The following is a 12,753-nucleotide window of genomic DNA, read 5'->3' on the forward strand; positions in this document are numbered from 1 at the left end:
AGGAACTACATCATCAATGCCGGATATGCTTCCGTCTAAAGTGATCCCGCTCTAGCGGCCGACCTTGAGGTGGTCGAGGGGCTGATTTCCGAAGACGACGTCCGGCAGATGCGGGACGACTGGGATGGCGCCTGCGAGCGATTGCATCGTCATGCCCTCGCGCGCGCCAAGGAAATCCAGCGGGTCGCTCGCGTCCACCGCGACCCGTTCGAACCCCTGCTCCCGGTTCTGGAAGCGGCGAGCCCGGTCGGCGAATACCTCAAGATCAGCAGAGAGGTTCTCCTGCGAATGCCGAACGCCGGTCGTCACCCCCGCGCGGCGGCGGAAAGCGTCCGGGCCTTTCTGATGATCCGTCTCGGTCTTCACCTCGGCCTCCGGCAGAAGAACCTGCGCCAGCTGCTCGTGCGGCTTCGGGGACAGACCCACACCAGCGAGCGGGAACTGGAACGCCTGAAACGGGGTGAACTGCGGTGGAGCGACCGTTACGGCGGCTGGGAGGTTTTCATCCCCTGCGCGGCTTTCAAAAATGCGCACTCGGCTTATTTCGCCAAGCGGCCTTTCCGGCTGCTGTTGCCTGATCTGGGCGACCTTTATCGGTGGATCGACGACTACCTCGACCGACACAGGGCGCGTCTCCTCGCCGGCGCAACCGACCCGGGCGTCTTCTTCATCAAGACGGTCAAGACCAAGAGCCGGGACGCGGCCTACAGCCAGCAGGCCTTCTATGAAGCCTGGAGGCTGACGATCCAGCGCTACGGCATCCACAACCCGTACACGGGACGGGGCGCGATCGCCGGGCTGCTGCCGCATGGCCCGCACAGCGTCCGCGATGTTCTGGCCACCCACATTCTCAAACAGACAGGCTCTTACGAACAGGCGAGCTACGCGATTCAAGACACGGCGGCCACGGTCGCCGATCATTACGGTCGGTTCCTGCCGCAGGACAAGGCGGCGCTCGCCGCCGAAGTTCTGAACAAGGTCTGGGAGGCAGGAACGGGCTGACAGAGGCGGCTCTGGAAGGCGGCTCTGTCGGAGGCCCCACGAGGGCTGATTGCTAGTTGCCGCCTTCCCGCCCGCCGGCCGCGCGAAGCAGATCGCCCACACCCTGGCCGTTGAGGCGGCAGGCGGCGATCACCCGGTCATAGACGATGACCCGGCCGTTTCGGCGCCGGACCGCGACGCAGTTCAAGGTCCGTCCCCGCGCGAGTGTCGACAGCCGGTCACGGGCGGCCCGGCCGGTCTGGCTCTGCAGTTCAGGCGCATCGAAGTCCGAGAGCCGGACCTCGATCCAGGTCGCCGGATCACGGTTCTGCCCGATGCAGAGGCTGTCGCCGTCGCCGATGTAGCGGACGACGCCGGAAAAGGTCTGGCCGGCGCGATCCGGCAATCGGCCCTCGCACGGGTCGGCCCTGGCGGTCGCTGGAAACAGCAGAAGGGCGGCGGGGATCAGAAGCCATTTCATGAGGCCAGCCTGACGTCGCGGCGTGGCGACGACAACCCTGCCGGAGGGGAAAGGAAGGTCGGCGGCGGGCGCTCCGTGGTGGAGCGGCAGAGGACACCGCCATGATCCAGACCTCAACCCCGGTCCCCGCTGACAGGCGTCGTGAGGCGTCCCGCAACGTTCGTCCGAACCTGACGCTCGCCTGCGAAGCTATGGACGATCTGGCTTTGCTCGGTCTGATGCTGAAACGGTCCCACGCCGATCCGGGTCGTCTGGCCGGAGCGTTGCTCGCCCGATTCGGCAGCCTCGGCGCGGTCGTGGCTGCCGATATCGGCGAACTGGCCCGGGCCGGAGACGCCGCGCCCGCCGTCGTGGCCGACCTGAAAATCCTGCGCGAACTGGCCGTCCGGCTCGCGCGCATCGATGCCTGTCGTCGGCCCGCCATCGCCTCTTGGAGCGCTCTTCAAGCCTACGTCCGGGCGGCGCTGGCGCATCAGCCGAGAGAGCAGTTCCGCGCCCTCTATCTCGATCGCCGCAACACCCTGCTTCAGGACGAGTTCATAGCCGACGGGACGGTCGACCACGCCCCGGTCTATCCGCGGGAAGTCATCCGGCGCGCCCTCGAGGTCTCGGCCTCCGCCCTCATCCTCGTGCACAATCATCCGTCCGGAGATCCGACGCCGTCCCAGGCCGATATCGAGATGACCCGCAAGATCGTCGAGGCCGCGCGGGTCTTCGGTTTGCAGGTTCACGACCATCTCGTCGTCGGCCGGCAGGGCACCGCGAGCTTCAAAGCCCTCGGTCTGATCTGAGACGGCCATGACCCTGCACGCCATCGTCGCCGCCCTGGGCGGTGATCTTTACAGCGGAGGCTTTCGGGCGAGTCTTCCCGCACCTGGCCACAGCGTCCACGACCGATCCCTCTCGCTGTGGCTGACTGAGGGACGGGTCATCATCCATGGATTCGGCGGCATCGACTGGCGGACCGCCCGCGACGATCTTCGGGCGCGGGGCTTCATCGACGACGCCGGCCGGCTCATGGGCGGCGAGCACGGCGGGCTGTCGTCGCCGAGGCCGGACCGCCGCGTCCGTGTCGAGACGGCCCGCCGGCTGTGGGGCGCGACGGTCGGCCTGACACACAGCGACCCGGCGGGTCTGTATCTGCGGCGCCGCGCCGTTATCGGCGGAGGCGCCGCTCTCAATCTGGGCCTTCACCCGGCGGCGCCGGTTTCGGTCTACCGGCAGGGAGGACAGACCCGGCCGGCTCTTATCTCGCGGATCAGCGACGCCGACGACCGTCTGACGGCCGTCGAGGTGACCTATCTCGATCCCAACGGGCGGCCTGCCCGCGGCCTGCGGCTCGCCCGCAAGACGGTGGGGCGGGTTCCGCCCGGCGCGGCCGTTCGGCTGTCGCCCGCCGCCGAGGAGATGCTGGTGGGCGAGGGCGTGATCACCACCCTGTCCGCCATGGACCGGTTCGGTCTCGCGGGTTGGGCCCTGATGGCCGCCAACAATCTCGCCGCCTGGCGGCCTCCGTCCCTGGTGCGCCGCGTCCTGATTGCGGCGGATCGGGGCGCGGTCGGTGAAACGGCGGCGGCGCGCCTGTTCCGACGCCTGATGCGCGACGGTCTGGAGGTCCGTGTGTCCCGACCCGACCCTCCTTTCGGAGACTGGAACGAGGCCGCCGTCGGGATCGGACGGGAAAGGAGGGAGTGAGGGCGCTCGGGGGTGCCGGAGCGGCGGGGGTGGGCCCCATCGCCCGGCAGGAGAGACCTCATGACCGATCGTGTTCCCGCTACCCCGCCGGCGGCGGCTTTTCCGGCCATCATTTTCACCCCTGACGAGCGGATCGTCAGGCTGGGCGATCTTGGCGTCGCGCGCGAGAATCTGCGCTGGGCCGATCCGCCGGACGACGACATCCCCGCCCTGGCCGCCACGCTCAAGGCGGCCGGCCAGCTCCAGCCCGTCACCGTCCGGCCGGGCCGCGGCAAGAAGGAACAGGCCTGGATGGCGCTTGACGGCCGTCGGCGCCGGCTCGCCCTCGCGCTCCTGCGGGAGGCCGGCGACATCGACGAGGACTATCCGGTCCGGGCCTATGTTGAGACCGATCCGGCGCGCCAGGCGGCGGCGGTCCTGCTGACCAACACCGCCGTTCCCGTCCATGTCGCGGATATCATCGCCGCCATCGGCCGGATGCTGAAGTCCCGCCTGACGGTGAGCGCCATGTCCCGGGCCCTCGGCTATGCCGAAATCGAGATCAGACGGCTGGCCGCGCTTTCCGGGGTCGCGCCCGCCGCTCTGGTCGCTCTGAAGGCCGGCCGGATCACCCTGCGCCAGACCCGGCTTCTCGCGCGCCTGCCCGACCTTGAGGAACAGGAGGCCATCGCCCAGAGCGCGCTGGACGGACAGGGTTTCCAGGAGTGGCGGGTCAATGAACGCCTCGATGACAGCCGGGTCACGACGCGTGATCGACGGTGTGCCCTCGTCGATCCGCAAGCCTACGCCGACGCGGGCGGTCGCACCGAGACCGACCTGTTCGGCGAACTCCCGCCGGTCCTGCTCGACCCGGACATCCTGACTGAGGTCTGGACCCGCCGTGTGCGCGGGATCGCAGCCGTGTTCGAGGCCGAAGGGATCGCGGTCCACGTCACCGCGGGACCGGAACCCGAACTGCCGGACGACCTGGAGGCCCTCGGCTACGTCTACGGGGGCTCTCTTCCGGCTGAGGCGATGTCGCGCTATCGCGCGCAGCGCGAAGTGTTCAACGATCGGGCCGAATCCGTCCGCATCGCCTTGGCGGAGGCCGATCGATCCGACGTCGCCGATCTGGCGATCGTCGACATGATCCACGCGAGGATCGCGTCCGATCAGACTGGTTGCGGCGACCGGGTGGTCACGACGATGATCATGTGGCCTGCGGGAGGAACGGGCGTCGACGTGCGCTGCTACACGCCCGAGGAGGCCGAACGGGATGAGGGTGACGAGGACGACGAGACCGAAACGACCTGTCGACCCGTGTTGCCGGCGGCATACACGCCGCCCGAGGTCGAAACCCCGGAGCCGGACACCGAAGGCGTCAACCACGCCCTGCATGCCGTGAGGACCGATGTGGCGACCCGGGGGCTGATCCGCGCGCTGGCCGACGATCCCGGCGCGGCGCTCACTGCCCTGATCGCGCGTCTCTTCACCGTCCTCGTGCGGCACGCTCATATCGCCCGTTCGGACTCGGCCCTGGCCCTGACGGCCAGCGCCTTCGACCCCGCCAATGGCCGGGTCATCGAACCCCTGGACGGAGAGGTGCGCCGGCGCCTGGACGACCGCCGCCTGGCTTGGGAAGCGTCGGGCGAAACCGTCATCGCCTGGGTCCATGCCCTGCCGCACGGCGAGAAGATGGCGATGTTGGCGGAGCTCACCGCCATCAGCCTCGACGTTCGCGAGGAACGGACCACTTTGATCCGCTGGCACGCCCGGGCTGAGGCGGCCGAACTGGCGGCGCTCTGCCAAGCGGACATCACCCAACACTGGACCCCGGACGCCCCCTTCCTGCAGTCCCACTCCAAGGGTCTGCTGACAGGGATGCTGGAGGCCATGGGGGCACAGGACGAACGGGCGAAGACGCTGCGCAAGACCGAACTGATCGACTGGGTCGCTGAACAGGCCGCCAGCCTTAACTGGGCGCCGCCAGGCCTGTCGTGGGCGGCGCCGATCGGGTCTGACGACGCCGCCGCCGCGCCGGATATCGACCCCGAGGACGGCCCGGCCGGGAGCGGCGTCGAAAGGGACGAGGCCGGCGATAGCGAGGATGGGACGGGCGCCTTCGTCATCACCCCGGCGGGCGAAGCGGCCTTGGCGTCCAGCGCCGCCTGACCTTTTGCTCAAGGCCACGCACCGCCCCGGCGATCGCCGGGGCGGTGTTTGTCTGCAGGCGTGCTCCAGGCGGTGCAAGGCGGAGGGTGGAGGGAGGGGCGGGTCAGGCGAGCCTGGAGGACCGAGAGGGAGGCGCCCTCCGCTCCAGGCGACCGGAGCCTCAACATGTCTGCACCCCGCAGCCTTCCCCTGTTCGCCGATCCTGCGACGACAGACGCGCCCGCCAACATCCTGGCCGCGGCCCGGACCCTTGCGCTCCATCTGGCGCGCTCGCGCCCTCTGGACCGCCGCTTGGTGTCCGGGGTGATGACCACCGCCTTCGGGGGTTCGGATGCAGAGGGCGTCTGGGGGTGGCGAGACGCCTATGACGCCATCGAGGCGGCGACCGTGCTCCAGATCCGCCGCCTCGGTCCCCAGGTCGCCCGCCTCGAGGACGCGCCCGCCGGGATCGCCGCTCTTCTCGCCGCGGTGTCCGCCCTTGGCCTGACGCACAGCCGGAGGAGCGAGGAACAGGTCGCGCTGGACCAGTTCTCGACGCCGCCGCAGCTTGCGGCCATGGCGGTCCTGGCCGGCCAGATCCGGCCCGGCGATCGGGTGCTGGAGCCGTCGGCCGGCACTGGCCTGCTGGCCGTTGTCGCCGAGGCCTGCGGAGCCATCGTCAGTCTGAACGAGAGGGCGGCCGGACGCGCCGCCCTGCTCGACGGGCTCTTCCCCGAGGCTCCGAGGACCCGCCACGACGGCCGCCATCTGGCCGATCTCCTGCCCACCGCGGGAGCGTTTGATGGGGTGCTCGTCAATCCGCCCTTCTCCGACCTGGCGGCGCATCTGGGAGCGGCGCTCAAGGTTCTGGCTGAGGGCGGGCGGATGGCGGCGATCGTGCCGCTTACAGCCTTGGCCGATGCGGGTCTGAGGCGGGCCTTGGAACGCGACGGCGCCATGGTGGCGGCCGTGGCCTTTCCCGCCCGCGCCTTCGCCAGGCACGGAACGTCGGTGGAGACAGGCCTGCTGGTCATGGACCGAGCCGGCGCATCACCTTGGGATGGTATTTGCCATCAGCCCGAGGATCTGGAGGCGACAGCCCGGATCCTGGCGGTCTTGCCACCGCGCGCCACCGCGCGCCCGCGTGTGCGTCTGGCCCTGGACGCGACCGCGTTTCTCGCGCCCCGGGAACGGGCGCTGTCCCTGCCGAAGGGCCGGCTGGCCTTCCTCGCGGGCGCGACCTCCCTGGCCTATGACCTGAAACCCTGGAGTGGCGAGGGTCGCGACGTGGGCCTCTATCAGGATCACGCTCTGGCGAGGATCGTTCTGCCCGATCCCCGGCCCCATCCATCGCCTCTGGTGGAGTCAGGCCCCATGGCCTCGGTTCCGCCGCCCGCCCCGACCTATCGTCCCGTCCTGCCGGCCGCCCTGCGGAGCGAGGGACATCTCTCGGACGCCCAGATCGAGACCGTGATCTACGCCGGGGAGGCGCACGGTGCCCCTCTTCCGGGTCGGTTCCGCTCGGGTGAAGCCCCTCATGAGGTCGTGCTCGTCCGTGACGATCAAGACGACGCCCTCCAGTTTCGAAGGGGCTTCTTCCTCGGCGACGGCACCGGCTGCGGCAAGGGCCGCCAGATCGCCGCCGTCATCGCCGACAACATGGCCAAGGGTCGAGTGCGGGCGCTGTGGCTGTCGCGGAACGAAGCCCTTCTGGAGGATGCGCGCCGCGACTGGAGCGCCATCGGCGGCGGCGCTCACGACATCGTTCCGCTCTCGAGCTGGAAGCAGGGCGAGGCGATCCGGCTCGACCGGGGAATCCTGTTCGCCACCTACGCCACCCTGCGCCAGCCCGGGCGAGGCGATCGCGCCTCCCGCCTCGACCAGATCATCGCCTGGCTGGGCGAAGACTTCGACGGCGTCATCGCCTTCGACGAAGCCCACGCCATGGCCAACGCCGCGGGCGGCGGCAAGGGCGCGCGCGGGACCAGAAAGGCCTCGTTGCAAGGCATGGCCGGGCTGGCGCTGCAGAATCGGTTGCCCGATGCCCGGGTGCTCTATGTCTCGGCGACCGGGGCCACGACCGCGGAGAACCTGGCCTATGCCGCTCGTCTCGGCCTTTGGGGCGGGCCGGAGGCGCCCTTCATGTCCCGCGCCGACTTCCTGGAAGCCATGGACCGGGGCGGGGTCGCGGCGATGGAGCTGGTGGCGCGCGAACTCAAGGCGCTCGGCCTCTATGTGGCGCGCAGCCTGTCGTTCGAGGGCGTGGAGTACGAACCGCTCGTCCATCCGCTGACGCCCGACGATATCGCCATCTGGGACGCCTGGGCGGACGCCTTCCAGCTGATCCACGCCAATCTGGCCGAGGCGCTCAAGGCGACCGGACTGAATGATGAGGACGGCAAGCCCAAGAGCGCCATGGCGGCCTCGGCCGTCCATTCCGCCTTCGAGAGCGCCAAGCTGCGCTTCTTCGGTCATCTGCTAGCGGGGCTGAAATCGCCCAGCCTGGTCGCGGCGGTCCGTGAGGATATGGCTCAGGATCGTTCGGCCGTGGTCCAGATCGTCTCGACCAATGAGGCGGTGATGGAGCGGCGGCTGGCGTCCATCCCGCCGGAGGAATGGAACAATCTGTCCGTCGATCTGACCCCCCGCGAATACGTCCTCGACTATCTGCGCGAAGCCTTTCCGGTCCATCTGATGGAGGCGGTCGAGGACGGGGAGGGCAATGTCACCATGGTCCCGGTCATGGACGAGGGGCGGCCCGCCGCCAGCCAGGAGGCGCTCGCCCGTCGCGAGGCCCTGATCGAACGGATGGCCTGTCTGCCGGCCGTGCCCGGCGTACTCGACGCCCTGCTCGACGCCTTCGGCACGGACGCCGTGGCCGAGATCACCGGGCGGTCACGCCGCGTGGTGATGCGCGGCGGGCGGCGGGTGGTGGAACGGCGGGGCGGCTCGGCCGCCCGCGCCGAGACCGACGCCTTCATGTCGGGGAGGAAGCGGGTGCTGGTCTTCTCCGACGCCGGGGGGACCGGACGGAGCTATCACGCCGACCTGTCGGCGCAGAACCGTCAGCGCCGCGTCCACTATCTGGTGGAACCCGGCTGGCGGGCGGACGCCGCCATCCAAGGTCTCGGCCGCAGCCATCGCACGCACCAGGCCTGTCCGCCCCTGTTCCGGCCCGTCGCCACCGACATCCAGGGCGAGAAGCGCTTCACCTCGACCATCGCGCGACGGCTGGACTCGCTCGGGGCGCTGACGCGCGGCGAGCGACGCACGGCAGGGGCCGGGCTGTTTCGCGCCGAGGACAATCTGGAAAGCCCGTGGGCGCGGCGGGCGCTGCTGGTCTTCTACGGAGCGCTCAGTTTCGGGGAATTGGCCTCCATGACCCTGGAGACCTTCATGGCCAAAACCGGCCTGAAGCTCCTCGACAATGACGGCGGGCTGAAGCCGTCGGACGACCTGCCGCCGGTTCACACCTTCCTGAACCGGCTGCTGGCGCTGCGCATCGCCGACCAGAATGCCCTGTTCGAGGACTTCGACCGCATCCTGGCGGGCATCCTCGAGCGCGCGGCGGCGTCCGGCGATCTGGACCGGGGGCTGGAGGACATCGAGGCCGAAGAGCTTGAGGTCACGGATCAGGAGACGATCCGCACCGATGTCTCGACCGGGGCCGAGACCGCCCTGGTGACCTTCTCGCTCAAGGTCCGGCGGGACATCCTCGGCTCCGGGAAGGCCTTGGCTTGGGCTCAGGATGTCGCCCACCAGCTGGTGGTCAACGCGAAGTCCGGGCGGGCCGCGATCGCGGAGTTGGGCCTGACCACCACGAACGACGACGACCGCCTGGTCGCCGCCGTCCGCCTTGTTCGTCCCGACGGACGCCAGACGGCGCCGGAAAAGACGTTCGAGGAGTCCGCCTGGAAGCCCACCATGCTCGCCGACTGGCGACGGATCTGGGACGAGGAGGTGGCGAGGACCGACCCTTGGCGCACACGCGAACTGACCCTGGCCACCGGCCTGCTGTTGCCTATCTGGGGCCGGCTGCCGGCCCGGGGCTGTTCGGTCAGGCGCGTGCGCGCCCCCGACGGGCGGCGCTGGCTCGGTCGCGTTCTGGACGCGGTCCAGGCCGGCAGCCTGAAGGCGAGCCTCGGGCTGACCGACGTGGGCGAGGCCTGGTCAGACGGCGCCAGAACCACCGCCGTCCTTCTCGACGGCAGCGTCCAGTTGTCGCTCGAGGGTGGTCTTTGGCTGAAGCGGTCGCGTGTGATGGACCGGTGGCGGATCGAGGTGGTGGGCGGCCGGACGGACCGCGACGCTCTCGTCGCGACCGGCTGCTTTGTCGAGATCATCGCCTTCACGCCACGGGTGTTCGTGCCGGTGGACCGGCCGGAGGTGCTGGAGGCGGTGTTGCGTCGTCATCCCGTGCTGAGCGTCCTGGACGGGGCGGCGGCCTGAACCGGGCCGGGCGGGGCGAAGGCCCGCACCGACCAGGATGAAGACGGGAGGAAGGGAGGTCCCGGGTGAAGCGGGATGAGGGAGATCAACTCTCTCGGTGCTTCGGATCAACAGGAGACTGACATGCAAACCATGGTGTTCACCGGCCGATTGGCTGCCGACCCCCAGATCAGTGATGACTTCGCCAAGGCGGTGTTCCGGCTGCTCGAGAAGCGCGGCGTGGACAACGCCGGCAAGGACCGGCTCGTCGGCGTCAACTGCGTCAGCTGGTCCAAGGGCCTGAACGAGAAGGTCATCGCACGCGGGCTGGCGCAGGGCTGCGAGGCCGTCGTCATCGGCGCCTTCATCGACACGGCCTATGCAACCCGAGACGGCCAGGAACGCACCGCCAAGGAGCTGGTGGTGAACCGCCTGACCATCCTCGACTGGGCTGAGGCTCGCGACGCCGCCTCCGGCGAGGCGGCAGGCGCCGCCCGCGCCGCAGCCTGACCTTTCAACCTCACTCATTTCTCAGGAGACTGATCATGCAATCCCTCGTCATCGAAGGCTATCTGGCCGCCGATCCTTCCATCCTCTCGGCTCAGGGGAGCGGCCGCAAGCGCGCGAGCTTCCGCGTCCTGGAGACCACCCGCTACCGCAAGGCAGACGGCACGCCGGGCGAACGCACCACCGGATTCAACTGTCTCTGCTTCGGCGAGGCGACGACCGAGAAATACATCGCGCCGTTCGCCCGAAAGGGGAGCCGGGTCGTGATTCAGGGCCATGTCGAGAACGACACCTGGACCGGTAAGGACGGGGTGGAACACTACGACCTGCGCCTGATCGTCAGCGACCTCCGGCTGAAGAACCGACGTGATCCGGCCCGGGAGGCCGAGCCCGGCGACCGGCAGGTCCAGGAGCCGGCCGGCGGCTACGACCTCAACGACGACATCCCGTTCTGACGACATCCGAACAGGACAACGGCCCGGGTCACTGTGACCCGGGCCGTTTGTCTGTGAGGCGGATGGCGCCGGGAGGCGGGAGGAAGGGCGGAGGCGGGCGGGCCGATCGGGCCTGCCGGCTTCGGAGTTCCGCCATGACCAAATCCGCCTGGACCGACGACCGGGTTGGTCGCCTCAAGACGCTCTGGCTCGAGGGCCGGACCGCCGACCAGATCGCCCGCGAATTGCAGAACGGGATCAGCCGCAGTGCGGTGCTGGGAAAGGTTCACCGTCTCGGCCTGTCGGCCGGAAGGCCGGGGAGACCGCCTGCGGCCTCCGGACCCGTGGCGCCCCGGGCGCGTGTCGAAAGGCCTGTGGCCAAGCCGGTCGAGCGGGCGACAGCCGGCGGCGCATCGGTCCCGGCCGAACGCGCGCCCGATCTGCTGACCGGTGGGCTGACGATCCTGACGGTGAGGCGCGGCCAGTGCCGGTGGCCCTACGGCGATCCCGCCGATGCAGGCTTCTCCCTCTGCGGTCGGCCGGTGGCCAGGGGCGCCTTTTGCGTCGCACATGCGGAGGTGGGCTATCGGACGCCGCCGGGCGGCGCTCTGTCGCTGCTCAGCCTCGCCGGTCTGGCGTGACGCCAGGTTTCGTTGGTTCGACGTGCGTGTGATGATCGACGGCGGTCTCCTGGAGGCCGCCGTCTTCTTTGTAGCTGGCGCAATCGACCGGACAGGACGGCGGCTCGCCGCCGTCGGGACACGCAGGCGCTGCGTCGTCGTCCGTATCGGCGCAAGCGATGCGCCGAGTTGTGTCGTCGTCGCGAAGGGCGACGACGACTTGCCCCCACACAACGCCCTCCGATCTTGTCATATCACCCCGGAAGTCAACGGCTGCGCCGTTCCCCTTCGCAGGCCGCAAGCGGCGGCCTCCTCCGGTGACTGCCGGGGACCCCGATATGGCCAAGACCGGGGTCGTTGCGCATGGGGCGCACGGCATTCTCAAAGGAATGTTCCAATGACCTTTTACAGCCATCCCTTCATCGCCTCCGCTTTCCAGAAGTCCGACTCCGCCTTCGACGACCTGACCGCCGCCCTGAACGAGGCGCGCCCGCATCCGACGGAGGAGGCCCTGGTCCAGCTCGGGCGCGCGCTCATGACCGAGCTGGTGGATGTGATCTCCGACACCGCGCTCGAGGACTATCAGACGATCCTGGGAGAGGCCCTGATCGGCGCCTTCCACTCGGCGGCCGGCCGGATCGAGAGAGACGCGGACCGGGCGCGCGATACGATGCGATCGCTCGACCGCGACTTCGATGGATCGGAGGCGGCAGACACCGAGCTCCAGGAAGCCACAGCGAAGGCCCGGGCGGGCGATGCGGCGACCCAGGCCTGTGAACTGATCCGGGATGCGGCCTCCGGGACCTGGACGGTCGCGACCGGGGAGGTCTGGACAGCCTGGCGCGGCAGCCGCCGGGGCACGCATCTGACGGCGGCCCAACTGGAAGCGAAACAGGCGATCAGGGCGATCAGGCAACGGCGGTCCGGAGAGGCCAATCCGGGCGGACCGGTGATCGCCTTCCGGGGCGCGCCGGCGGCCGACAGCGCGGAAGACGCTGGCCGGATCTTCGACGCGCTCAACTGGGCGAAACAGGAGTGGCCGGACATGGCTCTGGCGACGACCGGAGCGAAGGGGTCCGAGAAGCTGGCGATCAAATGGGCCCAGCAGAAGGGGGTGACCCTGATCCTCGCCCGAGCGGATTTCGACACGCACGGCAAGGCGGCTCCCTTCCGGGCGAACGACGAGCTGATCGCCCTCGAGCCGGAGGTCTGCCTGACCCTGGTCCATTCGGTGGATCGGGCGCGGGCGGATCAGCGGCCGTTCGGACCAGCGCTGAACTTCGGACAGAAGGCGACGGAGACCGGGCTGCGGCATGTATCGATCAAGGCGCGAGCCGCCTGAAAGATCGAGACTGACTTCAACGACCCGTTCGGCTTCGGCCGGGCGGGTTTTTCTTTGTCATCCGGGCGCGGTCGGAAGGACGTTGCAGTCCCACCGGCAGAGCATTCCTTTCGGAGACGGCCTTCGTTTCTGTTT

General features: G+C 69.4%; 10 protein-coding genes. 9 read left to right on the top strand and 1 reads right to left on the bottom strand.

Going from position 1 to position 12,753, the window contains the following annotated elements:
• The first annotated feature begins 69 nt into the window (after window positions 1-69).
• Window positions 70-1,002 (top strand): hypothetical protein, encoded by a 933-nt coding sequence (locus tag PSV23_RS15640; protein ID WP_300470813.1) that lies wholly within the window; start codon window positions 70-72, stop codon window positions 1,000-1,002.
• Between the two features lie 52 nt (window positions 1,003-1,054).
• Here PSV23_RS15640 and PSV23_RS15645 read toward each other — a convergent pair whose 3' ends face one another.
• A complete protein-coding gene (locus PSV23_RS15645) occupies window positions 1,055-1,462 on the bottom strand; it encodes a nuclease (RefSeq protein ID WP_300470816.1) in 408 nt (135 codons plus the stop codon).
• Between the two features lie 101 nt (window positions 1,463-1,563).
• Here PSV23_RS15645 and radC point away from each other — a divergent pair, with 101 nt between their 5' ends.
• The 8 genes from radC (at window position 1,564) to PSV23_RS15685 (ending at window position 12,618) form a co-directional block, all read left to right on the top strand.
• The gene (gene radC / locus PSV23_RS15650) at window positions 1,564-2,253 is read left to right on the top strand and encodes a DNA repair protein RadC (RefSeq protein ID WP_300470818.1); all 690 of its coding nucleotides are present in this window, start codon (window positions 1,564-1,566) and stop codon (window positions 2,251-2,253) included.
• A gap of 7 nt (window positions 2,254-2,260) precedes the next feature.
• The gene (locus PSV23_RS15655) at window positions 2,261-3,157 is read left to right on the top strand and encodes a toprim domain-containing protein (RefSeq protein WP_300470820.1); all 897 of its coding nucleotides are present in this window, start codon (window positions 2,261-2,263) and stop codon (window positions 3,155-3,157) included.
• Between the two features lie 60 nt (window positions 3,158-3,217).
• Window positions 3,218-5,308, top strand: coding sequence for a ParB N-terminal domain-containing protein (locus PSV23_RS15660; RefSeq protein ID WP_300470822.1), 2,091 nt, complete (start codon window positions 3,218-3,220; stop codon window positions 5,306-5,308).
• Window positions 5,309-5,473: 165 nt separating this feature from the next.
• On the top strand, window positions 5,474-9,736 hold the full coding sequence (locus PSV23_RS15665; protein ID WP_300470824.1) for a strawberry notch-like NTP hydrolase domain-containing protein: 4,263 nt from the start codon (window positions 5,474-5,476) through the stop codon (window positions 9,734-9,736).
• A 123-nt stretch (window positions 9,737-9,859) separates the two neighbouring features.
• Window positions 9,860-10,225: a hypothetical protein gene (locus tag PSV23_RS15670; protein WP_300470826.1), complete on the top strand. Its 366-nt coding sequence runs from the start codon at window positions 9,860-9,862 to the stop codon at window positions 10,223-10,225.
• 35 nt (window positions 10,226-10,260) lie between these two features.
• Window positions 10,261-10,677: a single-stranded DNA-binding protein gene (locus tag PSV23_RS15675; protein ID WP_300470828.1), complete on the top strand. Its 417-nt coding sequence runs from the start codon at window positions 10,261-10,263 to the stop codon at window positions 10,675-10,677.
• Between the two features lie 134 nt (window positions 10,678-10,811).
• Window positions 10,812-11,297, top strand: coding sequence for a GcrA family cell cycle regulator (locus tag PSV23_RS15680; protein ID WP_300470830.1), 486 nt, complete (start codon window positions 10,812-10,814; stop codon window positions 11,295-11,297).
• A gap of 376 nt (window positions 11,298-11,673) precedes the next feature.
• Complete coding sequence (locus PSV23_RS15685; protein ID WP_300470832.1) at window positions 11,674-12,618, top strand: DUF2493 domain-containing protein; 945 nt, start codon at window positions 11,674-11,676, stop codon at window positions 12,616-12,618.
• Window positions 12,619-12,753: the final 135 nt, after the last annotated feature.

It is taken from the genome of Brevundimonas sp., assembly GCF_029946145.1.
In the GTDB taxonomy this organism is placed as follows: Bacteria; Pseudomonadota; Alphaproteobacteria; order Caulobacterales; family Caulobacteraceae; genus Brevundimonas.